The sequence below is a fragment of the Streptomyces angustmyceticus genome (assembly GCF_040701845.1).
GTDB lineage: Bacteria > Actinomycetota > Actinomycetes > Streptomycetales > Streptomycetaceae > Streptomyces > Streptomyces angustmyceticus_A.
Genome location: NZ_JBFBHQ010000001.1, coordinates 304,125 through 330,047, shown reverse-complemented (window position 1 = coordinate 330,047; position 25,923 = coordinate 304,125). Strand labels below are relative to the sequence as shown.

The window sequence follows — 25,923 nt, the reverse complement described above, 5'->3', positions numbered from 1 at the left end:
CCCCTGTACCCAGATGGACGGAATCCGGTCGCGCCTGTGCGTGTCCGGGCCGTTCGCCTCCCCCTTTACTTCCTCAGAGAGCGATGCAGGCAACGACTCTTCTCCCCCGGACCGCGGACCTGTTCGACCAGGGCCTGGAGCGGCAAACCGGCGCCGCGCTGCTGCGCTTCGGCGCGGCGCGGCGGCGTCCGGCCGACCGCGTCAGCTGGTCGGGCCACGGCGCTGCCGCCTGGCTCGACGACGCCCGCGGGCATCTGTGGTGCGTCGGCGAACCGGATCCCGCCGCCGGGCTGGTGCTGCGGGCCGCGCAGGGCCTGCCCGGGCACGTACGGGAGTTCACCGGGCCGCGCGGCACCGCCTCGCAGGTCGCACGGCATCTGCCGGTGGCCGATGTCGTGGAGTGGATCTTCCGCTGGACGCTGGAGGAGCCGGCCGTCCACCCGGCGGAGGAGCGGGTGATCACCCTCGACGCTTCGCACCACGGGGAGCTGCTCGACTTCCTCAACGAGCACAGCCCCGCCCACTCCACCGGGCCCGGCTCCAGCGACGTCACCCTGTGGGCCGGGATCCGCGGCGCGGAAGGGCAACTGGTGGCCTGCGGCGCGCTGAGCAGCCTGCGGGACAGCGGTGCCCCGCTGATGGCGTCCGTCGCCACCGACGCCCGCCAGCGCGGTCAGGGCCTGGGCGCGGGCCTGACCTCGTGGCTGACCCGGTACGCCGTACGCCACCACGGCTTCTGCACGCTGTGGCAGCTCGCGGACAACGCCCCCGCCGAACGGCTCTACGACCGTCTCGGCTACCGCAACGAGGACCCCTGCGTGTCGGCGCGCCTGGCCGCCGGCTGACGTCCGCAGCGTGCGCCGGCGACGCCATGACGAAGGGGCCCGTGCGCGGCCGGACGGCTGCGCACGGGCCCCTCGTTCGCCCCGGACTACTTCTTGAAGCCGTAGTCCATCAGCTTCTTCGCGTCCGCGGTGCGGTTGACCACCGAGGAGGAGGCCAGAACCGTGCCGATGACGGTCTTGCCGCCCCGGGTGGCCGCGAAGACCAGGCAGTACTTGGCCTCCGGACCCGAACCGGTCTTGACGCCGATGGTGCCCGAGTAGCTGCCGAGCAGGGCGTTGGTGTTCTCCCACGACATGTAGCGGTAGCCACCGCTCTTCGTCGCGACCTTCTGCTTGGTCGCCTTCGTCTTCACGACCGTACGGAAGGTGGAGTACTTCATCGCGCTGCTCGCCAGCTTGGTCAGGTCGCGCGGTGTCGAGTAGTTCGCGCCCTTCCCGATGCCGTCGAACGAATCGAAGTGCGTGTTCTTCAGGCCCAGCGCCTTGGCGGTGGAGTTCATCTTGCCGATGAACGACTTCACGCGCGCGGCCCGGGTGGAGCCGCTGCCGAACTTGTCGGCCAGCGCGTACGCCGCGTCGCAGCCGGACGGGAGCATCAGCCCGTACAGCAGCTGGCGGACGGTGACCTTGTCGCCGACGATCAGCTTGGCCGAGGAGGCCCAGTTGTTGTCGACGATGTAGTCGCTGTACGCCTTCTGGACCGTGACCTTGGCGTTCAGGTCGAGGTTCGCCTGTGCCAGCACCACCCGAGCCGTCATGATCTTGGTGGTGGAGCCGGTGGAACGACGGGTGTCAGCGGCCTTGGTGAAGAGAGTCTTCCCGGTGCCGTTGTTCATCACGAAGCCGCCCTTGGCGACGATCGCGGGGGTCTTGGGTGCGGCGGCCTGTGCCGGTGCGGCGAACGCCCCGGCGGCCAGGACGGCGCCCGCGGTGACGACGGCCGCGGATGCCCGACGCATACCCCTTTTACCGATTTTGCCGTTTTTCAAAATATATACTCCAAATGCCCCTGCAGCGCGGCCCTCTGCGCATGCCGCTCGCTGATGAGACGCACGAGCCGACGGAATGGATGTGCGCCCTTGGGCGGCAACTTCATCTCGTCTGCCGCCGATTCACAAGTCCCGCAGGGCGCGCACTCGTCGCAGCACCTCGTCCGCGCACCCCCACGACACGGTCACGCCCGCGCCCCCGTGCCCGTAGTTGTGGACGCACGGCGTGCCGTCGGGCAGCGACTCCACCGCCAGGCGGACCGCCGGGCGGGCCGGGCGCAGCCCCACCTTGTGCGCCAGCACCCGGGCCCCCGCCAGCTCGGGGAAGTGCCGTGCGCAGCGCGCCACGATCGCCTCCGCCACCGCCGGATCGGGCTCCCGCGACCAGGCGTTCTCCCGCGCGGTCCCGCCCAGCACCACCCCGTACGGCTGGGGCAGCACATAGGTCGTCTCCGCCGCGCCCGCGTCGGCGGACACCAGCCACTCCTCGATCCCGGGGTTCTCCACGATCACCAACTGCCCCTGGACCGGATGGACGTCCGGATCGGGGACGAGCTCACGCGCCCCCAGCCCCGAGCAGTTCACCACCACGTCCGCGGCCTCGCCGGCCTCGGCCAACGACCCGACCCCGCACCGCTCCACGGTCCCGCCCGCGGCCGTCAACCGCTGCTCCAGGTAGCGGAGATGGGCCGGCATGTCCACCAGGGGAGTGCGGGCCCGCCACCCCGCCGCGTACCCCTCGGGGAGTTCCGCCGCGCCCGCCCGCCGCAGCCCGGGCACCGCCGCGTACCAGGCGGCCAGTTCGTCGCCGGCGTCGTCGTGGGCCTGCCGGGTGTCCGGCCCGCCGGCCGCCCGGGTCATCGTGCCCGTCACCATCCGGGCGCCGGTCTCCCGCGGCCGCTCGGCGAGTGCGGCCAGCACCTCGAAGGACCGTACGGACCACTGCACCGCCCGCTCGTAGGGCCGGACGCGATACGGCCAGCACAGCCCGCCGGCCACCGCCGACGTCGTCCGGTCCGCCGCGTCCCGGCTCACCACCCGCACCCGGTGCCCGTCCTCCGCCAGCGCGATCGCCGAGGTCAGCCCGATCACGCCGCCGCCGACCACCGCCACGTCCATGCCACCTGTGTCGCTCGCCATGGCGGGACGCTAACGGGTGGGGCGGCGGTTGACGAGGGCGGGTCGGGGAACGCGCCCGGGAGAGGACGGGACAGCCCGGGGACGGTGGCGCGCGCCCGCTCGTGGCGCCCCACTGGTGTGGGGATCACCTCGTCGTGATCTTGCGGTAACCCTGCGGCAGCGGTCCGGACAAGCACGGACCGTAGGCTGGTGGCAGCACCGTTGGCCGATGTCGCCCCTCGGATCCCGTTCCTGTCGTCCGTACGCCGTGTCGTGCGTACGCCGTCGTCTGAGGAGGCCCATGCTCCGCGCGCCGCGCGCCGTACCCGCCTGGCTGGCCCACCCGTTCCGCTGGCAGCGGCTGCCCGTGCCCTGGGCGGCCGTCGCCCGTGGTGCGCTGTGCGCGGGACCGCTGCTGGCCGCGGGCATCGCCACCGGCCACGTGGCCCCCGGCGTGCTGAGCGCTCTCGGCTCGATGCTGGCGGGCGTAAACGACCGCCCCGGCACCCGTCGCACCGGCATCGTCCACATCGGCCTGCCCGCCCTGGCCACCGCGTTCGGCATGCTGATCGGCGCCTCGCTGCGGACGGCCGACGCGGGCTGGTGGACGGTGCCGGCGCTGTTCGCCGTCGGCTTCCTCTCCGGCGCGGGCAGCGTGGCCGGGCCGGTGCGCTCCAACGCCGGCATGCAGATGCTGGCCGCCGCCATCCTGGGGGCCGGGATGCCGCTTCCCGGGGCGCCCTGGGAGAAGGCCCTCTTCGTCCTCGCCGGCTGCCTGTGGCTGCTCCTGCTGCGGCTGGTGGTGCGCTCACCGCGCCCGGCGGGCGGGGCGCTCAGCGGCGAGCGGGCGGCGGTCGCCACGGTCTTCGACGCGCTCGCCGATGCCCTGGGCGCGGTCGGCGGGCCCGGCGCCGAGCCCGCCCGGCGCCGGCTCACCGCCGCGCTGGACCGGGCCGACGAGGCCCTGCGGCTGCGCCGGCTCACCAGCCGGCTGCTGCGCCGATCCGCCCGTACGGAGGAGATCCTGCTCACCGAGCGGTTCGCCGCGGCCACCGCGCTGTGCGAGGCCAGCGTCGCGCTGCTGTGGGAGGCCCGCCCGCTGCCGTCCCGCGTGGCGGACAGCCCCCGGCGGTTCGCCGAGGCCCTGCGCACCGGGGGCTCCCCGGGCCGGCTGTCCGCCCCGGAGACGAGTACGCCCGCGCGTGGGGCCTTCGACCAGGCGCTGCTGGACGCCGCGGTGGTGTTCGCCCGACGCGAGCCGCTGCCGGCGGCGCCGCGGCAGCCGACACCGGCCGCCGCCGGGCGTCCCGCCTGGATGACCGTGCCCGGGGCCGTGCTCCAGGGGGCGCTGGGCGCCGTCGGCGGGCGGACCCGGCGCGGGCGCGGCCTGTTCGGGCCCGCCGGGCGCGACTACGGGCTGAGGGTCGCCGTCTGCATCGCGGCGAGCGCCGCCGTGGCCCTGCTGCTGCGCCCGGAGCACTGGTACTGGCTCCCGGCGACCACCACCTTCCTCGTCAAGCCCGACCTGGGCCCGCTCTTCTCCCGTACGGTCAACCGTTTCGCCGGGACCGTCGCCGGCGTGCTGCTCTTCGCCGGGGCGGGCCTGGTGCCGGCCGGTGCGTGGTGGCCCGCGGTGGTGGCGGGTGCGGGCGGCGCGCTGCTGCCGTTCGCCACGCGCCACTTCGCGCTCCAGACCGTGGCGATCACCCTGATGGTGCTGTCCTTCGTCTACGTCAGCGGCGCCCACGAGGCCGCCGCCGAGCGGGTCGTCGACACCTCCATCGCCTGCGGCATCGTGCTCGTCGTCGGGCATCTGCCCCGGCTCGCCGATCCGCGCCGCCGGGTCGGCCACCGCGTCACCTCGGCGCTGCACGGCACCGAGGAGTACCTCCGGCACGTCCTGGAGTCGGAACCGGGCGCCGACCCCACCCGGCGGCTGGCGCTGCGCCGCGCCGCCTACCGGGCACTGGGCGAGGCCAGGGCGGCGGCCGAGACCACCGCGGCCGAACTCCTCGCCGCCCGGGACCGCAACCCCGACTGGCTGACCGTGGTCACCGCGGCCGAACGCATCGTGGACGCCGCGACCGCCTGCGCCGTCCGCCTGGACCACGGCGCGCACCGCCCGAGCGTGGCCGAGGCCGAGGGGCTGTGCCAGGCGCTGTCCGCCATGGCCGACGCGCTGGAGGACCCGCGCCGCCGGTCCGCCGGTCCGCCGGGCCCCGACCTGCTGCCGGTTCCGGACTGCGCCACGCTCACGGACGTGGTGGCGGAAGTGGAGCGGATCCGCGGCTATGCGGGGGCGCCCTGAGGCGGGGCGTACCGGGTCAGGGGAGCCCCCGGGCCGGTGGGCGCCGGGTGCCGCGGAGAGGCCCGCGCGCGACCCGTCAGCGACTCCGGCGGCTGTTGAGCCGGGCGGCCTGGCGCGTCAGGTGGTCCCGCTCGGCGAGGTTGGGCGCTTCCCGGGCCGCCTCGGCGTACAGCCGCGCCGCCGTCGCCAGGTCGCCGTCGCGCTCGTGGAGGTGGGCCGCCACGGCGGTGCGACGGGGGACGGGGTGTGCCCTGCCCGAAGAGCCCGGGGAAGCGTCGTCCAGCTCCGCGAGCGCCGCCAGCCCGGCACGCGGCCCGTCCGCCTCGCCCACGGCCACCGCGCGGTTGAGCCGGACGACGGGGCTGTCGGTCAGGCGCGCCAGCTCGTCGTACCACTCGACGATCTGGACCCAGTCGGTCTCCGCGGCGGTGGGTGCGTCGGCGTGGAGCGCCGCGATGGCCGCCTGGGCCTGGTACTCGCCCAGCCGGTCGCGGGCGAGGGCCGCCTGCAGGATCGCCACGCCCTCGGCGATCGCCGCGGCGTCCCACCGTTCCCGGTCCTGCTCGGCGAGCGGCACCAGGCTGCCGTCGGCCGCGGTCCGGGTCGCCCGCCGGGCGTGGTGGAGCAGCATCAGGGCGAGCAGCCCCGCCACCTCGGGGTGGTCGATCGCGGCCGCGAGCTGCCGGGTGAGCCGGATGGCCTCGGCGGCGAGGTCGACGTCGCCGGAGTAGCCCTCGTTGAAGACCAGATAGAGCACGCGCAGCACCGTGGCGACGTCGCCGGGCCGGTCGAACCGCACGCCGGACACGGTGCGCTTGGCCCGGCTGATGCGCTGCGCCATGGTCGCCTCGGGCACCAGGTAGGCCTGGGAGATCTGGCGGGTGGTCAGCCCGCCGACGGCGCGCAGCGTCAGCGCGACCGCGGACGCCGGCGTCAGCGACGGGTGGGCGCACAGGAAGTAGAGCCGGAGCGTGTCGTCCGAGGTGGGCACGGGACCGGGCGCCGGCTCCTCGTCGACGCGGTCCTCGCGCCGGCGCCGGGCGGCCTCCGCCCGGGTCGCGTCGAGGAACCGGCGCCAGGCCACCGTGACCAGCCAGCCCTTCGGATCCCGCGGCGGGTCGGCCGGCCAGACGCGGACCGCCTCGACCAGCGCGTCCTGCACCGCGTCCTCGGCCGCCGCGAAGTCGGCTCCGCGGCGGACGAGGACGGTGAGGACGCTCGGGGTGAGGCTCCGGAGCAGGGCCTCGTCCATGGCAGAGGTCACTCCGTGATGGTGGGCGGCGCGGACAGGAACGGGCGCACCTCCAGCCACTCGTGGATCGGCTTCCCGCCCGCCCCGGGCGCGGCCGACAGCTCCCCGGCCAGCTCGACGGCGCGCTCATGGCTGTCGACGTCGATCACCATCCAGCCGGCGATGAGGTCCTTGGTCTCGGCGAACGGGCCGTCGGTGACCGGCGGGCGCCCCTCGCCGTCATAACGGACCCAGCTCCCCTCGGGCGCGAGCGCCTGACCGTCGACGAACTCGCCGGTCTTCTCCAGCCGGTCCGCGAAGTCCTGCATGTACTGCATGTGCGCCGAGATCTCCTCGGGCGTCCACTGGTCCATGGGCACGTCGTTGACCGCGGCCGGAGCGCCACGGTAGTGCTTGAGCAGCAGGTACTTGGCCATCGTGTGTCTCCTCGGAGCTGATGCGACCCATTGTGGTCGCGTTCACGGTGGGGACGGAGCCGATTACGGGTTCTCGACATCGCCGTCCGGAATTCTTTGGCTCGTGCGCAGGAGCCCGGGTACGCCGTCCCGCGGTGTCCGGCGCCGCGCTCCGTGGGCCGCCGCCGCGAGGACGAGCGCGAGGGCCGTCAGCAGGGCGCTCACCCACAGCGGCGAGCGGGGGCCTAGCCCCGCGGTGAGCGCGGCGCCGCCGCACCAGGGGCCGATCGCCGCACCCGCGTTCAACGCCGCCGTGGCGAACCCGCCGCCCAGGGTCGGCGCCCCGGGCGCCGCGGAGAGCGCCCGTGCGACGAGGGTGGCCCCGACCGCGAACGACAGCGCGCCCTGGACCAGGACCAGCACCAGGGCGGCCACCGGGTTCCCGGCGGTGAGCGCGAGGACGGTCCAGCCGAGCGGCAGGGCCGCTCCGCCGGCCACCAGGAGGGGGACGGGCCGGGTGTCGGCCAGGCGTCCGGCGGCGCTCACCCCGGCGAACGACCCCAGGCCGAAGAGCGCCAGCACCGCGGGCACCCAGCCGGCGCCGAAGCCGGTGACGCCGGTGACCAGCGGTGCGAGATAGGTGAAGGTGCAGAAGGTCGCGCCGTTCACCAGGGCTCCCAGCAGCAGGATCACCAGCAGCCGCGGGCTGCGCAGGGCGGCCAGCTCTCCGCGGACGCCCGGACCGCGTCCTGCGGACCGTGCGGCAGGGCCGTCCGGTACCGACCGCAGGATCGCGAGGACGGCGGGCAGCGACACCAGCGCCACCGCCCAGAAGGCCGCGCGCCACCCCCACAGCTCCCCGAGGAGCGCGCCGGCGGGCACGCCCACGACACACGCCAGGGTGGTGCCGCCGAGCAGGACGGAGATCGCCCGGCCCCGGGCGCCGGGCGCGACCATGGCCGCCGCGGTCGTCAGCGCGACCGCCAGGAACCCGGCGTCGGCCAGGGCGGCGAGGAACCGGGTGGCGAGCAGGACGTCGTAGCGGGTGGTGAGCGCGCCGACGACATGGACGAGCAGGAACGTCACCAGGAAGACCAGCAGGGCGCGGCGCCGCGACCAGCGCCTGCCCAGCATCGCCATCAGGGGCGCGCCGATGACCATGCCCACGGCGAAGGCGGAGGTCAGCGCGCCCGCGGCCGAGACCGGGACGTGCAGCTCACGGGCGAGGTCCGGCAGCAGGCCGGACAGCATGAACTCGGAGGTTCCTTGGGCGAAGACCGCGAGTTGGAGCAGATGGAGGACGAACGGCACAGCAACACTCCGCAACCACAGGGGGATCGGCACGAGGCAGCGGCGGGCGCGGCGGTACCCGTGACGGGGCGAGGAGAGCAACCGTCCGGCCGGGCACGCGCGGACACCGCGCGAAACGACCAAAGGCGGCGGCACGGCGGCACAGTGGTGCCGTGGGGTGACGCAGCGTCAGGTCGAGGAAGGACCCGTACTACGGCGATCCGGTGGCAGGCAGGACACGGCCGCGCGAGGGCGCGCCGAGGAGGCGCGAGCGCGGAGCGGTGCGGGGCGCCACCGGACGACCGGTGGCTAGCGTCTTGACGCTTCTGGGCCGGACATGCGGTCAGGGTAGGCGAGCCGCGCGGGCCCCGTCCACGCAATTCGGACCGGGTCGGCAGCAGGCGGTGCCGTGGTCCGTCCGGCGCTCGGTGCGGCGGTCCGGGCGGGTGCCCGCTTTCGCCCGGACCGCACCGGAACGGCGCCGGCGGCAGCGGGCACCGGGCCCGCTGCCGCCGGTCGTCGTCGTGCTGGTCGCCGCGGTCCGTCAGCGGCCGCCGCGCTCCGTGCCCAGGAGCCCGGCCCGCCGCAGGGCGTCCGCCATCGCGTCGTTGGCCGGACCGGCGTCGCGGCCGCCCCGGCGGTCACCGCCGCGCTGCCCGCCGCTCTGCCGCTGCCGCGGCGCGCCGCCCCGGCCGCCGCCCTCGCGCGCGCCGCCGCCGTTGCCGCCCCGGCGCTCGACGGCACCGCGCCGCTCGCCGCCACCGCGCCGCTCGTCGCCGCCGCCCGCCGACGCGCCCTTGCCGTGCTCGTCGTCCAGCCGCAGCGTCAGCGAGATCCGCTTCCGGGGGATGTCGACGTCGAGCACCTTGACCCGCACGATGTCGCCGGGCTTGACCACGTCCCGCGGGTCCTTGACGAAGGTCTTCGACATCGCGGAGACATGCACCAGACCGTCCTGATGGACGCCGACGTCCACGAACGCCCCGAAGGCGGCGACATTGGTCACCACGCCCTCCAGGAGCATCCCCGGCTGCAGGTCGCCGATCTTCTCCACGCCCTCCTTGAAGGTCGCGGTCTTGAAGACCGGACGCGGGTCGCGGCCCGGCTTCTCCAGCTCCTGCAGGATGTCGCCGACCGTCGGCAGACCGAAGGAGTCGTCGACGAAGTCCGCGGCCTTCAGCGTGCGCAGCACCGCCGTGTTGCCGATCAGCGAACCGACCTCGCTGCCCGCCGACTTCACCATCCGGCGCACCACCGGGTACGCCTCGGGGTGCACGCTGGAGGCGTCCAGCGGGTCGTCGCCGCCCCGGATCCGCAGGAAGCCCGCGCACTGCTCGTACGCCTTCGGGCCGAGCCGCGCCACGTCCTTGAGGGCCTTGCGGGAGCGGAACGGGCCGTTGTCGTCCCGGTGCGCCACGATGTTCTCGGCGAGCCCCGAGCCGATGCCCGACACCCGCGAAAGCAGCGGCGCCGAGGCGGTGTTGACGTCCACGCCGACGCCGTTCACACAGTCCTCGACCACCGCGTCCAGCGAGCGCGACAGCTTCACCTCGGACAGGTCGTGCTGGTACTGCCCGACGCCGATGGACTTCGGGTCGATCTTGACCAGCTCGGCCAGCGGGTCCTGCAGCCGGCGGGCGATGGACACCGCGCCGCGCAGCGAGACGTCCAGGTCCGGCAGCTCCTGCGAGGCGAAAGCGGAGGCGGAGTACACCGAGGCGCCGGCCTCGGAGACCATCACCTTCGTCAGCTTCAGCTCCGGCTGCGCGGCGATCAGATCGGCCGCCAGCTTGTCGGTCTCGCGGGAGGCGGTGCCGTTGCCGATCGCGATCAGCTCGACGTCGTGCTCGCGGGCCAGCTTCGCCAGCGTGGCCAGCGAGGCGTCCCACTTCTGCTGCGGCACATGGGGGTAGATGGTCTCCGTGGCGGCCACCTTGCCGGTCGCGTCCACCACGGCGACCTTGACACCCGTACGGAAGCCGGGGTCCAGGCCCATCGTGGCGCGCGTACCGGCGGGCGCCGCCAGCAGCAGATCGCGCAGGTTCGAGGCGAAGACCCGCACCGCCTCGTCCTCGGCGGCCTGCCGCAGCCGCAGCCGCAGATCGATGCCGAGGTGCACCTGCACCCGGGTGCGCCAGGCCCAACGGACCGTGTCCTGGAGCCACTTGTCGGCCGGACGGCCCCGGTCGGCGATGCCGAAGCGGTGCGCGATGGACTGCTCGTAGGAGCTGGGGCCCTCGGTCGCCGCCGACGGGTCCTCCGGCTCCAGGGTGAGATCGAGGATCTCCTCCTTCTCGCCGCGGAGCATCGCCAGCACCCGGTGCGAGGGAAGCTCGGTGAACGGCTCGGCGAAGTCGAAGTAGTCGGCGAACTTCGCGCCCGCCTCCTCCTTGCCCTCGCGCACCTTCGCCGCGACCCGCCCGCGCGACCACATCCGCTCGCGCAGCTCGCCGATCAGGTCCGCGTCCTCGCCGAACCGCTCGGTCAGGATGGCCCGGGCGCCCTCCAGCGCCGCGGCCGCGTCGGCCACGCCCTTGCCGTCGTCCACGAACGCCGCGGCCGCCGCGGCCGGCTCCACCGACGGATCGCTCAGCAGCCCGTCGGCCAGCGGCTCCAGGCCCGCCTCCCGCGCGATCTGCGCCTTGGTGCGCCGCTTGGGCTTGAACGGGAGGTAGATGTCCTCCAGCCGCGCCTTGGACTCGGCGCCGCGGATCTGCGCCTCCAGGGCGTCGTCCAGCTTGCCCTGGGACCGTACGGACTCCAGGATCGCGGACCGCCGCTCCTCCAGCTCCCGCAGATAGCGCAGCCGCTCCTCGAGCGAGCGCAGCTGCGCGTCGTCGAGCGTCTCGGTGGCTTCCTTGCGGTAGCGCGCGATGAACGGAACCGTCGAGCCGCCGTCGAGCAGTTCGACCGCGGCCTTCACCTGCCGCTCCTTGACGCCGAGCTCCCCGGCGATCCTCGCTTCGATGGACCCGAGGGTCCCGATGGGCTCAGTGGATGCCGTCACGTTGATCCTGACCCGCCTTCCAGCGCTTGCTTGAGCCTGCATTGTGCCGGTTGGCGGCCCGGACTGTCGCACCGCCCGGCCGCCCGGGGGTGTCCGCGCGGTCCCGCGCCCGCCCGCAGGCGGGGAGAGGCGCCGCGGCCCCCGGCCCCCGGGCGGGGCGAACCCGGTCACCCCTTCCCGAAGGCCGCGGGCCTCGCGGCGCTACGCCGGCCTCACTTGCCGAACAGCGCGGCGGGGAACGCCCCGGCGTTCATGGCGGCGGTGGTGAAGCCCGTCGCCAGCTCGGTGAGCCGGGCCACGCCCTCGGCGCCCAGGTGCTCGTACGGCGCCCGGTCCAGCCGGTCCGTCCTGCGCTCCAGGTCCTTGCGCAGCCCGAGGCCCTCCTCGGTCAACTCGCCCTCCGCGTCCAGCAGACCGCGGGTCCGCAGCCGCTCCTGCGCCGCCGCCCAGTCCTCCTCCGACCAGCCACGGGTCGCCATGACGCCCTGGTAGCTCATCCCGCGGCCGCTGGCGGTGTGGGAGACCAGCGCCTCCAGCCCGTCCAGTTCGGCGTCGAGCAGGGCCAGCAGGTGTCCGTCGCCGCGGTGTTCGCGCAGCAGCGTCGCGGCGTGCCAGTAGGCCAGGTGCGGGGCGTCGGGCACCGGCAGGTCGGCGTGCGCGGCGTACAGCGGCCGGGCCTGCCGGCTGCAGCCCTCGACGGCGCGCAGCGCCAGCCGCGCCGCCTCCGCCATCTCCGGCGACTCGACGGCCTCCTTGCCCAGCAGCCGGCGCAGCGTGGCGTCGACGGCGCGCAGCCGGGCGTCCAGCACGGCCTCGGGCGTGGTCACCGTCCAGACCGCGGGGACGTGTTCGGCTATGAGCTCGTGCTTGAAGTTGTAGAAGGTGGCCGTGACGGTGCCGGGGCCCACCGCGCCCATGGCCGCCGCGCGGCACGCGAAGTAGGCGGCCCTGCGGTTCTCGACGCCCGCCTTGGCCATCTCCGCGGCGAGCTCCGGCGCGAAGTAGTGCGTGGAGTGGAACGGGTTGACGACGTTGTGGCAGGTACGGCCGGCCTGCTCGGGCAGTGCGCTGGAAGTGGTCATACGGGCAGGCTACCGACCCGTCGGTATGGAGGCGGGGGCAGGGCACCGGACAACGGCCGCCCCCTGCTCGCGGCCCGCGGCATGGCAGAAAAGGTGGGAGATCCGTCGTTGCCGCCCTCGCCGCCGCTGCCCAGGATGGAGGCATGGAACAGCGCGAGGTACTCGTCGTCCTCTTCGACGGCGTGCAGGCTCTCGACGTCTCCGGACCCGTCGAGGTCTTCCACGGAGCGTCCCAGGAGGCCCCGGGCGCCTACCGGATCCGCACCGCCAGCCTGGACGGCACCCCGGTGCGCACCACCAGCGGGCTGACCCTCGTCCCCGACCTCGCCCTCGCCGGCGCCGGGACGCCCCACACGCTCCTGGTGCCCGGCGGCCAGGGCACCCGCACCCCCGACCCCCGGCTGATCGACTGGCTGCGCGGCAACGCCCACCGGGCCCGGCGGAAGGTCTCGGTGTGCAGCGGGGCGCTGCTGCTGGCCGAGGCCGGGCTGCTGGACGGCCGCCGCGCGACGACCCACTGGATGCTCTGCGCCACGCTCGCCGCACGGTTCCCCGCGGTACGGGTCGAGCCCGAGCCGATCTACGTACGGGACGGCGACCTGGCCACCTCGGCGGGCGTGACGGCCGGGATCGACCTCGCGCTGGCCCTGGTGGAGGAGGACCTCGGCCGGGACGTCGCGCTGACCGTCGCCCGGCACCTGGTGGTGTTCCTGCGGCGGCCGGGCAACCAGACCCAGTTCAGCGCCCAGCTCGCCGCGCAGACCGCACAGCGCCGGCCGCTGCGCGACGTCCAGCAGTGGATCACCGAGAATCCGGCGGCGGACCTGTCCGTCGACGCCCTCGCGGAACGCGCCCGCCTCTCGCCGCGGCACTTCGCCCGGGCGTTCCGCGACGAGGTGGGCATGACGCCGGGCCGCTATGTCGACCGGGTGCGCCTGGAGGCCGCCCGCCGGCACCTGGAGGACACCGTCGACGGCATCGAGCAGGTGTCGCGGCACTGCGGCTACGGCACCCCCGAGGCGATGCGCCGCGCCTTCCTCCGCGCCCTGGGCGCGTCCCCGGCCGAATACCGCCGCCGCTTCCGGACCGCCGGACCACCCGTCGTGCCCTCCTGACCCCGTACCGGCCGCCGGTGCTCCACCGGGCCGAAGCCACCCCTACCGACAGGAACCGTCATGCAGCTCGCGATCCTCCTCTTCGACGGCTTCACCACGCTCGACGCCGTCGGCCCCTACGAGACCCTCAGCCGGCTGCCGGGCGCCGAGGCGGTGTTCGTCGCCGAGCGCACCGGCCCGCACCGCAATGACCTCGGCTCGCTCGGACTGGTCGCCGACGCCGTGCTGGGCGAGGTCACCGCACCGGACATCCTCGTCGTGCCCGGCGGCCCCGGACAGAACGCGCAGATGACGGACGGCCCGCTGCACGAGTGGCTCCGCGCCGTGGACACCGGCACCTCCTGGACCACCTCGGTGTGCACCGGCTCGCTGATCCTGGCGGCCGCCGGCCTCCTCACGGGCCGCCGGGCCACCTCCCACTGGCTCGCGCTGGAGCGGCTCGGGGCGCTGGGCGCCGAGCCGACCGGGGAGCGGGTGGTCGTCGACGGCAAGTACGTCACGGCGGCCGGCGTCTCGTCCGGCATCGACATGGGGCTGACCCTGGCCGGCCGGATCGCCGGGGACGCCGTGGCCCAGGGGATCCAGCTCGGCATCGAATACGACCCGCGGCCGCCCTACGACGCGGGCTCCCCGGAGAAGGCACCGGCCGAGATCACCGCGATGCTGCGGGAGCGCAGCCGGTTCCTGCTGACCGGCCAGGAGTGAGCGGCCGCCCCGCGGGGCGCGGTGGGCCCGCGCCGTGCGGGCCCCGCCCCGGCGTCAGTCCGTGGGCCAGGTGAAGCGCGGCGCCCTGCGCTCCAGGAAGGCGGCGGCACCCTCCGCGATGTCGCCGCTCGCGCGGGCCTGCGCGGCCCAGTGGGCGCCGCGCTCCGCGGCCTCGGCCGGCGGCACGTCCCACGTCCCGTCGGCCAGCTCCTTCGCCGCGGTCTGCGTCAGCAGTGACCGGCTCGCCAGGACCGCCGAGAACTCCGCCACCCGCTTGCCCAGCTCGCCCTCGGCCAGCACCTCGTCCACCAGGCCCGTGCGCAGCGCCCGGGTGCAGTCGATCAACTCGCCGGAGAACAACAGGTACTTGGCGGTGGACAGCCCGGCCACCCGGACCAGCCGCCGGGTGGCGGCCGCCGAGTAGGCGACCCCCAGCTTGGCCGGCGTCACCCCGAACAGCGCGCCCTCCTCCGCGAACCGCAGATCGCAGGCGGCCGCCAACTGGGTGCCGCCGCCCACGCAGTAGCCGCGTATCGCCGCCAGCGTCGGCTTGGGGAACGCCGCCAGCGCCTCCTCGGCCGCCGCCGCCAGGCCCTGCGACTCACCCGCCGGATCCCGCAGCGAGCCGATGTCGGCGCCCGCGCAGAACGTCCCGCCCTCGCCGGTCAGCACCAGCGACCGGACGGCACGGTCGGCCGCCAGCCGCGCCAGCAGCGGCGGCAGCTCCCGCCACATCGGCACGGTCATGGCGTTCCGCTTGCCGGTGTTGCTGATGGTGACGGTCGCTGTGCCGTCGCTGACATGCGTCTTCAGACCGGGTTCCATGCTCCGGATATTAGAGCGACCACGACGGACCGGGCCGGATACGATCGGCGGCCTGATGTCAGCAACTCTCGTCGCCAAAGACCTCGCCGCCGGCCACGGCGAGCGCGTCCTGTTCTCCGGCCTCGACCTGGTCGTCGCCCCCGGCGACGTGGTCGGCCTCGTCGGCGCCAACGGCGCGGGCAAGTCCACGCTGCTGCGCCTGCTGGCCGGCCTGGACACCCCGGAGGACGGCACGCTCGCGCTGAGCCCGCCCACCGCCACGGTCGGCCACCTCCCCCAGGAGCCCGACCGCCGCCCGGGAGAGACCGTCCGCGCCTTCTTCGCCCGCCGTACCGGCGTGACCGACGCCCAGCTCGCCCTGGACACCGCCACCCAGGCGCTGGTCGACGAGCGGCCCGGGGCGGACGACGCCTACGCCACGGCGCTGGAGCGCTGGCTCGCGCTGGGCGCCGCCGACCTCGACGAGCGCGCCGAGGAGACCGCCGCACAGCTCGGCCTGTCCATCGGCCTCGACCAGCCGATGACGACGCTCTCCGGCGGCCAGGCCGCCCGTGCCTCCCTCGCCTCGCTGCTGCTCTCCCGCTACGACGTCTTCCTGCTGGACGAGCCGACCAACGACCTCGACCTGGACGGTCTGCACCGGCTGGAGTCCTTCGTCACGGGGCTGCGCGCCGGCACCGTCCTGGTGAGCCACGACCGCGAGTTCCTGACCCGCACGGTCACCCGCGTCGTCGAACTCGACCTCGCCCAGCAGCAGGTCAACACCTACGGCGGCGGCTACGCCTCCTACCTGGAGGAGCGCGCACGGGCCCGGCGCCATGCGCGCGAACAGTACGAGGAGTACGCCGACACCAGGGCGGCCCTGGAGACCCGGGCGCACACCCAGCGCAACTGGATGGAGAAGGGCGTCAAGAACGCCCGCCGCAAGGCGCCCGACAACGACAAGATCGGCCGCAAGGCCCGGGTGGAGGCCACCGAGAAGCAGGCCGCCAAGGCCAAGCAGACCCAGCGCCTGATCGAGCGGCTCGACGTCGTCGAGGAACCGCGCAAGGAGTGGGAGCTGCGGATGGAGATCGCCGCCGCGCCCCGGGCCGGCGCGGTCGTGGCCACCCTGCGCGGCGCCGGCCTGCGGCGCGGCGACTTCCGCTTCGGCCCGGTGGACCTGCAGATCGACTGGGCGGACCGGGTCGCCATCACCGGCCCCAACGGCTCCGGCAAGTCGACCCTGCTCGCCGCCCTCCTCGGCCGGCTCCCGCTGGAGACGGGGCACGCCTCCCTGGGCCCCGGCGTGGTCGTCGGCGAGGTCGACCAGGCCCGCGGCCGGCTCTTCGGCGCGCACGGCCTGGGCGACCAGCCGCTGATGGACGCCTTCCGGGCCTGCGTCCCCGACCTGCCGCCCGCCGACGTCCGCACCCTGCTGGCGAAATTCGGGCTGAAGGCGGCGCATGTGCTGCGCCCGGCGCGCACCCTGTCGCCGGGGGAGCGGACCCGTGCCGCGCTGGCCCTCCTCCAGGGCCGCGGGGTCAACCTCCTCGTCCTGGACGAGCCGACCAACCACCTCGACCTGCCGGCCATCGAACAGCTGGAGTCCGCGCTCGCGTCGTACCCGGGCACCCTGCTGCTGGTCACCCACGACCGCCGGATGCTCGAAGCGGTGCACACCACCCGCCGGATCGAGGTCGACGGCGGACGGATCACCGACCGGGCGCTCTGAGGGACGCGGGCGCGGCGACGCCGGCCGCGGCGGGAGCACGGCCCGGCCCGCGGCCCCCGCGGCGGGCGCACACTCGGCACCGTCGGGTTCGCGCCACCCGCGATGATTATCGATTTGGTCCTGGGACGGCCGGCCCGTAGGGTGGTGTTCACCGACGCGGGGTGGAGCAGCTCGGTAGCTCGCTGGGCTCATAACCCAGAGGTCGCAGGTTCAAATCCTGTCCCCGCTACTGAAACAGCGCGGCGGGACCGATGCCCAGGCACCGGTCCCGCCGCGTTGTGCGTTCCGCAGGCACCGCCGTGGGGCGCGGATCGTACGGGGGTCACCTCGGGTAAGTCCGCGAACAACCCATAAAGGGAACAGGACCGGTCGCCGGGCCGATCGCCTCACTCGCAATCGGCCATAAGGCGTCGATAGGCGCTGACTTGTGTTCAGCTGGCCGGTCCGGACCAACGCATTCTCAACACTCTTCCTGTGAGGATGCCTTCCGGACCCCCTGCAGAACCCCCCGAAGAGCTGACCTCCCCGCTCGCGTACGAAGGTGTCTGGCGGTTCACCGCCCCGGCACTGGAGGCTTCGGTGCCGCAGGCACGTCACGCGGTCCGGGATCTGCTCGACGAACAGCGTGTGCCCGTGGCCGCCGAGATCATGGACGGCCTGCTGCTCATCGTCTCCGAACTCGTCACCAACGCCGTCCGCCACGCGGCCCTGCTCTCGCCCCAGATCGCCGTCCAGGTCACCATCGGTGCGAACTGGCTACGGGTCGCGGTCGAGGACAACCACCCCTACCGCCCCAAGGCACTGGAGGCGGAACAGGGTGATGTCGGCGGCCGCGGACTGTGGCTCGTCAAGACGCTCACCGCGGAGGCGGGCGGCAAGTGCGACGTCGAGAACACGAGGAACGGCGGCAAGGCCATCTGGGCCGAGCTGCCGCTCACCCCGCTCGCTACCAGCCCGCCGAACGTCCTGTGAGCTCGCGCACGGCCGGACGGGCCGCGTCCAGCACGGTCATGAACCATGCCGAGAACGGTGCCTGGGCATGCCGCTCGGCCAGTTCCTCCGGCGTCACGAAGGCGATCTCGCCGATCTCCTCGGGATCGGGCGCCGGCTCGGCCCGGACCAGCCCGACGAACAGGTGGTTGTACTCCTGCTCCACCAGGCCGGAGGCCGGGTCGGGATGGTTGTAGCGCACGGTGCCCGCCTCCGCCAGCAGGGTGGGCGCCAGGCCCAGCTCCTCCGAGGTCCGCCGGGCCGCGGCCACGAACGGTGCCTCGCCGGGGTAGGGGTGGCCGCAGCAGGTGTTGGACCACACACCGGGGGAGTGGTACTTCCCCAGGGCCCGGCGCTGCAGCAGCAGCCGCCCCTTCTCGTCGAAGAGGAAGACCGAGAACGCCCGGTGCAGCTGCCCGGGAGCCTGGTGGGCCGCGAGCTTCTCCGCGGTGCCGATCGTCGTACCGTCCTCGTCGACCAGCTCCAGCATGATCGGTTCGGCGGCGCCGCCCGGTGTGCTCACCGCCGGGTCCCCGGCGGTCTGTCCGTTGGCAGGTGTGATCGGCATGCCCATCCTTGTCGTCGGTCTTCGACGCCAAGTCTGCCCTAGCCGGGTCCGCATCACCGGCACAGCGGGTGCGCGGCGCCACATGCCAGCGCGCCGCCCGCGCGGTGCGCCGGGCCGTGAGATGGTCCACACCCGCTGCCGACCCCTCCGCCCCCGGCGCGGAGAGCACCGCGTGCCCCGATGACACCGGCGCCGGACGGCGACCGCCCCCGGACCTGGGATGGCTCTCGCCACACCGGCCCCGGCACAACCCGCCCGCCCCGTGACCAGCCCGCTCATAACCGGCACCGGAGGGAGCACCAGGTCCGCGGGCCAGTTGTTCATGGACCACCTGATCCACCATGATGATCGCGGCAGGCGCAGCCGTCGGTCACTCGATCGTGCGGTGAATGCGCGGTGAACGGCCGCATCCGGCGATCCGATAGCCTCTGCCGACGTGCCACCCAGCCCTCCGGGCGCCAGGTGTGCCACGCCCGCTGCCCGGGTAGTTCGTATCGAATGCGGATCGATCGCGAACCGTCCGTGCTGCCTTGTCAGCATCCAAGGAGTGAGTTCGACTGTCGACCGCCATCCTCACCGGTCCGCCGGTCGCCGGGTCGCCGCTCGAAGCCGACCTGCGCACGCTGGGCTTTGACGTCCGTACCGCGGACGATGCCGCCTCCACCGCCGAGCTGCTCGCCGCGGTGCCCGCCCAGGAGCGGGTCGCCGTCGTCGACCCCCGCTTCGTCGGTCACCTGCACGCCCTGCGGCTCGCGCTGACCGACCCCCGGTTCCCCGCCGCGGCCGTGCCCGGCGCGCTCACCGCGCAGCCCGAGGCGCGTGCCGCGCTGGCCCGGGCCGTCGGCAGGATCCCGGTCGGCGCCGGCACCGCCCACCTCACGGACGTCCTCACCGACACCCTCACCGAGTCCCTCGACCGCGAGGAGACCGGACTGCACCGCGTCGAGCTCGGCAGCCTGGTGGCCACCGTCGCGCTCACCCCGGCACAGCGCGAGGACGCACGCGAGGCCGTCGCCGCCGTCGACGACGAGGCCGTACGCCTGCGCACCGCCGTGAAGTCCCGCGACGGCTTCTTCACGACGTACTGCATCAGCCCGTACTCCCGCTACCTCGCCCGCTGGTGCGCGCGCCGCGGGCTCACCCCCAACCAGGTCACCACCGCGTCCCTGCTCACCGCGCTGATCGCGGCCGGCTGCGCGGCCACCGGAACCCGCGGCGGCTTCGTCGCGGCCGGCCTGCTCCTCCTCTTCTCCTTCGTCCTGGACTGCACCGACGGGCAGCTCGCCCGCTACTCCCTGCAGTACTCGACGATGGGCGCCTGGCTCGACGCCACCTTCGACCGGGCCAAGGAGTACGCGTACTACGCGGGCCTGGCCCTCGGCGCGGCCCGCGGCGGGGACGACGTATGGGCGCTGGCCCTGGGCGCGATGGTGCTGCAGACCTGCCGCCATGTCGTCGACTTCTCCTTCAACGAGGCGAACCACGACGCGACCGCCAACACCAGCCCCACCGCCGCGCTCTCCGACAAGCTCGACAGCGTCGGCTGGACGGTCTGGGTGCGCCGCATGATCGTGCTGCCCATCGGGGAGCGCTGGGCGATGATCGCGGTGCTCACCGCGCTCACCACCCCCCGCATCGTCTTCTACGCCCTGCTCATCGGCTGTGCGCTGGCCGCCTGCTACACCACGGCCGGGCGGGTGCTGCGCTCGCTGACCCGCCGGGCCCGCCGCACCGACCGCGCGGCGCAGGCGCTGGCCGACCTCGCCGACTCCGGGCCGCTCGCCGAGCTGATCGCCGCCGGCGCGCGCGGCCGCGGCCGGACCGGTTCCTACCTGGCGCCCGCTATGGCGTTTCTCTCGGCCGCGGTGCTGCTGGTCTGGGTGATCTTCCAGGACGACCCCGCGTCGTGGCTCACCGTCGGCGTCGCCGCCTGCTCCGCGCTGCTGGCCGGCGCGGCCGTGTCCCGCCCGCTCAAGGGCGCCCTCGACTGGCTCGTGCCGCCCTTCTTCCGGGCCGGCGAATACGTCGCGATCCTGGTCCTGGCCGCCCGGGCGGACGTCCCCGGAGCGCTGCCCGCGGCGTACGGGCTGGTTGCGGCGGTCGCCTACCATCACTACGACACGGTCTACCGCATCCGTGGTGGCACCGGAGCTCCTCCGCGGTGGCTGGTCCGGGCGACCGGCGGACACGAGGGACGGATCCTCGTGATCACCGTCCTCGCCGCCGCGCTGTCCCCCGAAGGTTTCACAATCGCGCTGACGGCCCTTGCTGTGGCCCTGGCGCTGCTGGTGCTCGTCGAGAGCATCCGTTTCTGGGTGTCCTCCCAAGCACCCGCCGTACACGATGAAGGAGAAACCGCATGATCGGCCTCGTGCTGGCTGCCGGCGCCGGACGGCGTCTGCGCCCCTACACCGACACCCTGCCCAAGGCCCTGGTGCCGGTCGACGGGGACACCACCATCCTCGACCTGACCCTCGGCAACTTCGCCGAGATCGGCCTGACCGAGGTCGCGATCATCGTCGGCTACCGCAAGGAAGCCGTCTACGAGCGCAAGGAGGCCCTGGAGCAGAAGTACGGCCTCAAGCTCACCCTCATCGACAACGACAAGGCCGAGGAGTGGAACAACGCCTACTCCCTGTGGTGCGGCCGTGACTCGATCAAGCACACCGTGATCCTCGCCAACGGCGACACCGTGCACCCGGTCTCCGTCGAGAAGACCCTGCTCGCCGCCCGCGGCAACGGCCAGAAGATCATCCTCGCGCTGGACACCGTCAAGCAGCTCGCCGACGAGGAGATGAAGGTCGTCGTGGACCCCGCCAAGGGCGTCCAGAAGATCACCAAGCTGATGGACCCGGCCGAGGCGACCGGTGAGTACATCGGCGTCACCCTCATCGAGGGCGAGGCCGCCGAGGAGCTGGCCGACGCCCTGAAGACCACCTTCGAGCGGGACCCCGACCTCTACTACGAGGACGGCTACCAGGAGCTCGTCAACCGCGGCTTCAAGGTGGACGTGGCCCCGATCGGCGACGTCAAGTGGGTCGAGATCGACAACCACGACGACCTGGCGAAGGGCCGTGACATCGCATGCCAGTACTGACCCGCCTCATCCCGTCCCCGGTCGTCGTCGACATCAACGCCGGCGCCCTGGACGACCTGGCGGGCCTGCTGGCCGATCAGCGCATCTCCGCGTCGGGCAAGCTCGCCATCGCGATCAGCGGCGGCTCGGGGGCACGGCTGCGTGAGCGGCTGTCCCCCGCGCTGCCCGGCGCCGAGTGGTACGAGGTCGGCGGCGGCACCCTGGACGAAGCGATCAAGCTCGCCGACGCCATGAAGAAGGGGCACTACGACGCGGTCGTGGGCCTCGGCGGCGGCAAGATCATCGACTGCGCCAAGTTCGCCGCGGCCCGTATCGGCCTGCCCCTGGTCGCCGTCGCGACGAACCTGTCGCACGACGGCCTGTGCTCGCCGGTCGCCACCCTCGACAACGACGCGGGCCGCGGCTCCTACGGTGTGCCGAACCCGATCGCCGTGGTGATCGACCTCGACATCATCCGTGAGGCCCCGGTCCGTTTCGTCCGCTCCGGCATCGGCGACGCGATCTCCAACATCTCCGCGGTCGCGGACTGGGAGCTCTCGCACCGGGAGACCGGCGAGGCGATCGACGGGCTGGCCGCCGCCATGGCACGCCAGGCCGGCGAGGCCGTGCTGCGGCACCCCGGCGGGGTCGGCGACGACGCCTTCCTCCAGGTGCTGGCCGAGGGCCTGGTCCTGACCGGCATCTCGATGTCGGTGGCCGGCGACAGCCGCCCGGCGTCCGGCGCCTGCCACGAGATCAACCACGCGCTCGACATCCTGTACCCCAAGCGCGCGGCCAGCCACGGCGAACAGTGCGGCCTGGCCGCGGCCTTCGCCACGCACCTGCGCGGGGACAAGGAGACGCGGGACCTGATGGTGCAGGTGCTGCGCCGGCACGGTCTGCCGGTCACGCCGGGCGAGATCGGCTTCACCGACGACGAATTCGTCCAGGCCGTCGAGTACGCACCCAAGACCCGCCCCGGGCGCTACACCATCCTGGAGCACCTGGACCTGTCCACCGACCAGATCAGGGACGCTTACGCCGACTATGCACAAGCCATCGGTAGCTGAGCTCCGCCCGGTCGTTCACCCCCCGGGGGTGAAGGACCGGCGGAGCGGCGAGCACTGGGCCGGCCGGCTCTACATGCGTGAGCTCTCGCTGCGCATCGACCGCCACCTGGTGAACACGCGGATCACGCCCAACCAGCTGACCTACGTGATGACCGTCGCCGGCGTCCTCGCCGCCCCCGCCCTGCTGGTGCCGGGGATCCCGGGGGCCGTGCTCGGTGTGCTGATGGTCCAGCTCTACCTGCTGCTCGACTGTGTCGACGGCGAGGTCGCCCGCTGGAAGAAGCAGTTCTCCCTGGGCGGGGTGTACCTGGACCGGGTCGGCGCCTACCTGTGCGACGCGGCGGTCCTGGTCGGCTTCGGTCTGCGCGCCGCCGACCTGTGGGGCTCCGGGCGGATCGACTGGCTGTGGGCCTTCCTCGGCACCCTCGCCGCTCTCGGCGCCATCCTGATCAAGGCCGAGACCGACCTCGTCGGTGTCGCCCGGCACCAGGGCGGTCTCCCGCCGGTGAAGGAAGCGGCGTCCGAGCCGCGCTCGTCCGGCATGGCGCTGGCCCGCAAGGCCGCCGCCGCGCTGAAGTTCCACCGCCTGGTCCTCGGGGTGGAGGCGTCCCTCCTCATCCTGGCCCTGGCGGTCCTGGACACGGTCAGGGGCGACCTGTTCTTCTCCCGGCTCGGTGTGGCCGTGCTGGCCGGCATCGCGCTGCTGCAGTCCCTGCTGCACCTGGTGTCCATCCTGGCGTCGAGCAGGCTGAAGTGAGGGGCGCGATGAAGGTCGGCGCGGTCATCATCACCATGGGCAACCGCCCCGAGGAGCTGCGGGCGCTGCTCGACTCGGTCGCCAAGCAGGACGGCGACCCGGTCGAGGTGGCGGTCGTGGGCAACGGTTCGCCGCTGCCCGAGCTCCCCGAGGGCGTGCGGACCGTCGAGCTGCCGGAGAACGTCGGCATCCCGGCCGGCCGCAATGCCGGCATCGAGGCGTTCGGACCCGGCGGCAGCGACGTCGACGTCCTGCTCTTCCTGGACGACGACGGGCTGCTGGCCCGGGAGGACACCGCGGAGCTGTGCCGGGAGGCGTTCGCCGCCGACCCCGAGCTCGGGATCATCAGCTTCCGGATCGCCGACCCGGACACGGGGGAGACCCAGCGCCGCCATGTGCCGCGGCTGCGCGCCTCGGACCCCATGCGCTCGTCGCGGGTCACCACCTTCCTCGGCGGTGCCAACGCGGTCCGTACGCATGTGTTCGAGGAGGTCGGCGGGCTGCCCGACGACTTCTTCTACGCCCATGAGGAGACCGACCTGGCCTGGCGGGCGCTGGACGCCGGCTGGCAGATCGACTACCGGTCGGACATGGTGCTCTTCCACCCGACGACGGCGCCGGCCCGGCACGCGGTCTACCACCGGATGGTGGCCCGTAACCGTGTGTGGCTGGCCCGCCGCAACCTCCCCGCCCTGCTGGTTCCGGTCTATCTCGGTGTCTGGTTGCTGCTCACGCTGGCCCGCCGGCCGTCACGTCCGGCGCTGCGGGCCTGGCTGGGCGGCTTCAAGGAGGGCTGGGCGAGCCCGTGCGGTCCCAGGCGCCCCATGAAGTGGGCTACCGTTTGGCGACTGACCCGACTGGGCCGCCCTCCCGTCATCTGACAAGCTCGTATCTGAGAGCATCAGGCGCGAACCGGGGCGTGGCCCCGGCAGCGCACCTTGAGGACGAAAGTGTCAACTGTGAGCGAGACCACGCACGACAGTGCGGTCGCCATGAGTGCCCCGCCATCTTCCGATGAGGGGCTCACCCCTGCCCAGCGGGCCCAGAAGTACGGGCTCTCGCAGAGCGGGGCCCGGCCCGGCCTCCCGGAGTACGTCCGGCAGCTGTGGGCGCGTCGGCATTTCATCTCCGCGTTCGCCAGCGCCAAGCTGACGGCGCAGTACAGCCAGGCCAAGCTGGGCCAGGTCTGGCAGGTGGCGACGCCGCTGCTGAACGCCCTCGTGTACTACTTGATCTTCGGTGTGCTGATCGGCACGAGCCGGGGCGTCCCCGACTTCGTCCCGTTCCTGGTGACCGGTGTCTTCATCTTCACCTTCACCCAGAGCTCGGTGATGGCCGGTACCCGGGCGATCTCCGGCAACCTGGGCCTGGTGCGCGCGCTGCACTTCCCGCGGGCCTGCCTGCCGATCTCGTTCTGCCTGATGCAGCTCCAGCAGCTGCTGTTCTCCATGGGCGTGCTGGTGATCATCCTGCTCGGCTTCGGGCAGGTCCCCACCTGGTCGTGGCTGCTGGCCTTCCCGGCGCTGGTGCTGCAGTTCGTCTTCAACACGGGCCTGGCGATGGTCATGGCGCGGCTGGGTGCGAAGACCCCGGACCTGGCGCAGCTGATGCCCTTCATCATGCGGACCTGGATGTACGCGTCCGGCGTGATGTTCAGCATCGACCTGATCCTCAAGGGCAAGCACGTCCCCGGCTTCGTGGAGGTCCTGCTCAACGCCAACCCGGCCGCGGTCTACATCGACCTGATGCGCTTCGCGCTGATCGACAGCTTCACCGCCGCGAAGCTGCCGCCGCATGTGTGGGCGTTCGCCGGCGGCTGGGCGCTGCTGATGGGCGTGGTCGGCTTTGTGTACTTCTGGAAGGCTGAGGAGCGGTACGGACGTGGCTGAACAGAAGAACGGCATCGAGCCGACGAAGGCCGCCGAGGCCCGTATCCCGACGGTGATCGCGGACGATCTGCACATCGTCTACCGGGTCTACGGCACGGGCGCCGGCAAGGGCAGTGCCACCGCGGCGCTGAACCGCATCGTGCGCCGCAAGCCGTCCACCGGCGTGCGGGAGGTGCACGCGGTCAAGGGCGTCTCCTTCACCGCCTACCGGGGCGAGTCGATCGGACTGATCGGCTCCAACGGGTCGGGCAAGTCGACACTGCTCAAGGCGGTCGCCGGCCTGCTGCCCGCCGAGCGCGGCAAGGTCTACACCCACGGCCAGCCCTCGCTGCTGGGCGTCAACGCGGCCCTGATGAACGACCTGACCGGCGAGAAGAACGTCCTGCTGGGCGGCCTGGCCATGGGCATGAGCCGCGAGCAGGTCCGCGAGCGCTACGACGGCATCGTCGACTTCTCCGGCATCAACGAGAAGGGCGACTTCATCTCGCTGCCGATGCGCACCTACTCCTCCGGCATGGCCGCCCGCCTGCGGTTCTCCATCGCCGCGGCCAAGGACCACGACGTGCTGATGATCGACGAGGCGCTGGCCACCGGCGACCGCAGCTTCCAGAAGCGCTCCGAGGCCCGCATCCGCGAGCTGCGCAAGGAGGCCGGCACGGTCTTCCTCGTCAGCCACAACAACAAGTCCATCCGCGACACCTGTGACCGGGTCCTGTGGCTGGAGCGCGGCGAGCTGCTGATGGACGGTCCGACGGACGAGGTCATCAAGGCGTACGAGAAGGAGACGGGCAAATAGCCCGTACCGCACCCGAAGGCCTCCGTGAGTCCGCCTCGCGGAGGCCTTCGAGCGTGAGGGAGAGGTCAACTCCATTGACGCCGGGACGAGTTCGGGCGTAAAGGATGTTGGCGGGATGGTTGCCCCGGGCT

At 73.3% G+C, this 25,923-nt stretch carries 22 protein-coding genes and 1 tRNA gene; 14 read left to right on the top strand and 9 right to left on the bottom strand.

Going from position 1 to position 25,923, the window contains the following annotated elements; all coding sequences use genetic code 11:
* The first annotated feature begins 83 nt into the window (after positions 1 to 83).
* The gene (locus AB0411_RS01395; protein WP_366415117.1) at positions 84 to 845 is read left to right on the top strand and encodes a GNAT family N-acetyltransferase; all 762 of its coding nucleotides are present in this window, start codon (positions 84 to 86) and stop codon (positions 843 to 845) included.
* A gap of 86 nt (positions 846 to 931) precedes the next feature.
* Here the strand turns inward: AB0411_RS01395 and AB0411_RS01390 are convergent, their stop codons facing one another.
* Positions 932 to 1,804, bottom strand: a complete 873-nt coding sequence (locus AB0411_RS01390) for a D-alanyl-D-alanine carboxypeptidase family protein (protein WP_366415116.1) — start codon at positions 1,802 to 1,804, stop codon at positions 932 to 934.
* Between the two features lie 153 nt (positions 1,805 to 1,957).
* Positions 1,958 to 2,974 (bottom strand): FAD-dependent oxidoreductase, encoded by a 1,017-nt coding sequence (locus tag AB0411_RS01385; RefSeq protein WP_366415115.1) that lies wholly within the window; start codon positions 2,972 to 2,974, stop codon positions 1,958 to 1,960.
* Between the two features lie 280 nt (positions 2,975 to 3,254).
* Here AB0411_RS01385 and AB0411_RS01380 point away from each other — a divergent pair, with 280 nt between their 5' ends.
* Positions 3,255 to 5,261 carry an FUSC family protein gene (locus AB0411_RS01380; protein WP_366415114.1) on the top strand — a complete coding sequence of 669 codons (2,007 nt, stop codon included), beginning with the start codon at positions 3,255 to 3,257 and terminating at the stop codon, positions 5,259 to 5,261.
* 76 nt (positions 5,262 to 5,337) lie between these two features.
* On the opposite strand, the gene AB0411_RS01375 is transcribed toward AB0411_RS01380, so the two are convergent.
* The 5 genes from AB0411_RS01375 to AB0411_RS01355 form a co-directional block, all read right to left on the bottom strand.
* On the bottom strand, positions 5,338 to 6,513 hold the full coding sequence (locus AB0411_RS01375) for an RNA polymerase sigma factor (protein ID WP_366415608.1): 1,176 nt from the start codon (positions 6,511 to 6,513) through the stop codon (positions 5,338 to 5,340).
* An 8-nt stretch (positions 6,514 to 6,521) separates the two neighbouring features.
* Entirely contained in the window at positions 6,522 to 6,929 is a 408-nt protein-coding gene (locus AB0411_RS01370; RefSeq protein ID WP_366415113.1) for a YciI family protein, read from the bottom strand.
* 63 nt (positions 6,930 to 6,992) lie between these two features.
* Entirely contained in the window at positions 6,993 to 8,219 is a 1,227-nt protein-coding gene (locus AB0411_RS01365; protein ID WP_366415112.1) for a Cmx/CmrA family chloramphenicol efflux MFS transporter, read from the bottom strand.
* 523 nt (positions 8,220 to 8,742) lie between these two features.
* Positions 8,743 to 11,205: a Tex family protein gene (locus AB0411_RS01360; RefSeq protein WP_366415111.1), complete on the bottom strand. Its 2,463-nt coding sequence runs from the start codon at positions 11,203 to 11,205 to the stop codon at positions 8,743 to 8,745.
* 212 nt (positions 11,206 to 11,417) lie between these two features.
* The gene (locus AB0411_RS01355; RefSeq protein WP_366415110.1) at positions 11,418 to 12,287 is read right to left on the bottom strand and encodes an SCO6745 family protein; all 870 of its coding nucleotides are present in this window, start codon (positions 12,285 to 12,287) and stop codon (positions 11,418 to 11,420) included.
* Positions 12,288 to 12,430: 143 nt separating this feature from the next.
* Here AB0411_RS01355 and AB0411_RS01350 point away from each other — a divergent pair, with 143 nt between their 5' ends.
* Both AB0411_RS01350 and AB0411_RS01345 read left to right on the top strand, forming a co-directional pair.
* A complete protein-coding gene (locus AB0411_RS01350) occupies positions 12,431 to 13,402 on the top strand; it encodes a GlxA family transcriptional regulator (RefSeq protein ID WP_366415109.1) in 972 nt (323 codons plus the stop codon).
* Positions 13,403 to 13,462: 60 nt separating this feature from the next.
* The gene (locus AB0411_RS01345) at positions 13,463 to 14,107 is read left to right on the top strand and encodes a DJ-1/PfpI family protein (RefSeq protein WP_366415108.1); all 645 of its coding nucleotides are present in this window, start codon (positions 13,463 to 13,465) and stop codon (positions 14,105 to 14,107) included.
* Positions 14,108 to 14,161: 54 nt separating this feature from the next.
* Here AB0411_RS01345 and AB0411_RS01340 read toward each other — a convergent pair whose 3' ends face one another.
* Positions 14,162 to 14,932, bottom strand: a complete 771-nt coding sequence (locus AB0411_RS01340; RefSeq protein WP_366415107.1) for an enoyl-CoA hydratase/isomerase family protein — start codon at positions 14,930 to 14,932, stop codon at positions 14,162 to 14,164.
* A 55-nt stretch (positions 14,933 to 14,987) separates the two neighbouring features.
* On the opposite strand from AB0411_RS01340, the gene AB0411_RS01335 reads away from it, so the two are divergent.
* The 3 genes from AB0411_RS01335 (at position 14,988) to AB0411_RS01325 (ending at position 17,618) form a co-directional block, all read left to right on the top strand.
* Positions 14,988 to 16,646: an ABC-F family ATP-binding cassette domain-containing protein gene (locus tag AB0411_RS01335; protein WP_366415106.1), complete on the top strand. Its 1,659-nt coding sequence runs from the start codon at positions 14,988 to 14,990 to the stop codon at positions 16,644 to 16,646.
* A 155-nt stretch (positions 16,647 to 16,801) separates the two neighbouring features.
* Positions 16,802 to 16,875, top strand: a tRNA-Met gene (locus AB0411_RS01330).
* A gap of 251 nt (positions 16,876 to 17,126) precedes the next feature.
* Positions 17,127 to 17,618 carry an ATP-binding protein gene (locus AB0411_RS01325; RefSeq protein WP_366415607.1) on the top strand — a complete coding sequence of 164 codons (492 nt, stop codon included), beginning with the start codon at positions 17,127 to 17,129 and terminating at the stop codon, positions 17,616 to 17,618.
* Here the strand turns inward: AB0411_RS01325 and idi are convergent.
* A complete protein-coding gene (gene idi / locus AB0411_RS01320) occupies positions 17,593 to 18,204 on the bottom strand; it encodes an isopentenyl-diphosphate Delta-isomerase (protein ID WP_086719249.1) in 612 nt (203 codons plus the stop codon). The genes AB0411_RS01325 and idi overlap by 26 nt on opposite strands.
* A gap of 557 nt (positions 18,205 to 18,761) precedes the next feature.
* On the opposite strand from idi, the gene AB0411_RS01315 reads away from it, so the two are divergent.
* From AB0411_RS01315 to AB0411_RS01285, 7 genes are all read left to right on the top strand, one after another.
* On the top strand, positions 18,762 to 20,567 hold the full coding sequence (locus tag AB0411_RS01315) for a DUF5941 domain-containing protein (RefSeq protein WP_366415606.1): 1,806 nt from the start codon (positions 18,762 to 18,764) through the stop codon (positions 20,565 to 20,567).
* Positions 20,564 to 21,301, top strand: coding sequence for a sugar phosphate nucleotidyltransferase (locus AB0411_RS01310; protein WP_086720811.1), 738 nt, complete (start codon positions 20,564 to 20,566; stop codon positions 21,299 to 21,301). The genes AB0411_RS01315 and AB0411_RS01310 overlap by 4 nt, the downstream gene beginning before the upstream one ends.
* A complete protein-coding gene (locus tag AB0411_RS01305) occupies positions 21,289 to 22,350 on the top strand; it encodes an iron-containing alcohol dehydrogenase family protein (protein ID WP_366415105.1) in 1,062 nt (353 codons plus the stop codon). The genes AB0411_RS01310 and AB0411_RS01305 overlap by 13 nt, the downstream gene beginning before the upstream one ends.
* The gene (locus tag AB0411_RS01300) at positions 22,328 to 23,107 is read left to right on the top strand and encodes a CDP-alcohol phosphatidyltransferase family protein (protein ID WP_366415104.1); all 780 of its coding nucleotides are present in this window, start codon (positions 22,328 to 22,330) and stop codon (positions 23,105 to 23,107) included. The genes AB0411_RS01305 and AB0411_RS01300 overlap by 23 nt, the downstream gene beginning before the upstream one ends.
* A gap of 8 nt (positions 23,108 to 23,115) precedes the next feature.
* A complete protein-coding gene (locus AB0411_RS01295) occupies positions 23,116 to 23,988 on the top strand; it encodes a glycosyltransferase family 2 protein (RefSeq protein ID WP_366415103.1) in 873 nt (290 codons plus the stop codon).
* Between the two features lie 78 nt (positions 23,989 to 24,066).
* A complete protein-coding gene (locus AB0411_RS01290) occupies positions 24,067 to 24,996 on the top strand; it encodes an ABC transporter permease (protein WP_366415102.1) in 930 nt (309 codons plus the stop codon).
* Positions 24,989 to 25,792, top strand: coding sequence for an ABC transporter ATP-binding protein (locus tag AB0411_RS01285; RefSeq protein ID WP_260634998.1), 804 nt, complete (start codon positions 24,989 to 24,991; stop codon positions 25,790 to 25,792). The genes AB0411_RS01290 and AB0411_RS01285 overlap by 8 nt, the downstream gene beginning before the upstream one ends.
* Positions 25,793 to 25,923: the final 131 nt, after the last annotated feature.

Coding starts and splice junctions, on each gene's coding strand:
- AB0411_RS01395 (WP_366415117.1), top strand. CDS start 84: ATGCAGGCAACGACTCTTCTCCCCCGGACCGCGGACCTGTTCGACCAG.
- AB0411_RS01390 (WP_366415116.1), bottom strand. CDS start 1,804: ATGCGTCGGGCATCCGCGGCCGTCGTCACCGCGGGCGCCGTCCTGGCC.
- AB0411_RS01385 (WP_366415115.1), bottom strand. CDS start 2,974: ATGGCGAGCGACACAGGTGGCATGGACGTGGCGGTGGTCGGCGGCGGC.
- AB0411_RS01380 (WP_366415114.1), top strand. CDS start 3,255: ATGCTCCGCGCGCCGCGCGCCGTACCCGCCTGGCTGGCCCACCCGTTC.
- AB0411_RS01375 (WP_366415608.1), bottom strand. CDS start 6,513: ATGGACGAGGCCCTGCTCCGGAGCCTCACCCCGAGCGTCCTCACCGTC.
- AB0411_RS01370 (WP_366415113.1), bottom strand. CDS start 6,929: ATGGCCAAGTACCTGCTGCTCAAGCACTACCGTGGCGCTCCGGCCGCG.
- AB0411_RS01355 (WP_366415110.1), bottom strand. CDS start 12,287: ATGACCACTTCCAGCGCACTGCCCGAGCAGGCCGGCCGTACCTGCCAC.
- AB0411_RS01350 (WP_366415109.1), top strand. CDS start 12,431: ATGGAACAGCGCGAGGTACTCGTCGTCCTCTTCGACGGCGTGCAGGCT.
- AB0411_RS01345 (WP_366415108.1), top strand. CDS start 13,463: ATGCAGCTCGCGATCCTCCTCTTCGACGGCTTCACCACGCTCGACGCC.
- AB0411_RS01340 (WP_366415107.1), bottom strand. CDS start 14,932: ATGGAACCCGGTCTGAAGACGCATGTCAGCGACGGCACAGCGACCGTC.
- AB0411_RS01335 (WP_366415106.1), top strand. CDS start 14,988: ATGTCAGCAACTCTCGTCGCCAAAGACCTCGCCGCCGGCCACGGCGAG.
- AB0411_RS01325 (WP_366415607.1), top strand. CDS start 17,127: ATGCCTTCCGGACCCCCTGCAGAACCCCCCGAAGAGCTGACCTCCCCG.
- idi (WP_086719249.1), bottom strand. CDS start 18,204: ATGCCGATCACACCTGCCAACGGACAGACCGCCGGGGACCCGGCGGTG.
- AB0411_RS01310 (WP_086720811.1), top strand. CDS start 20,564: ATGATCGGCCTCGTGCTGGCTGCCGGCGCCGGACGGCGTCTGCGCCCC.
- AB0411_RS01305 (WP_366415105.1), top strand. CDS start 21,289: ATGCCAGTACTGACCCGCCTCATCCCGTCCCCGGTCGTCGTCGACATC.
- AB0411_RS01300 (WP_366415104.1), top strand. CDS start 22,328: ATGCACAAGCCATCGGTAGCTGAGCTCCGCCCGGTCGTTCACCCCCCG.
- AB0411_RS01295 (WP_366415103.1), top strand. CDS start 23,116: ATGAAGGTCGGCGCGGTCATCATCACCATGGGCAACCGCCCCGAGGAG.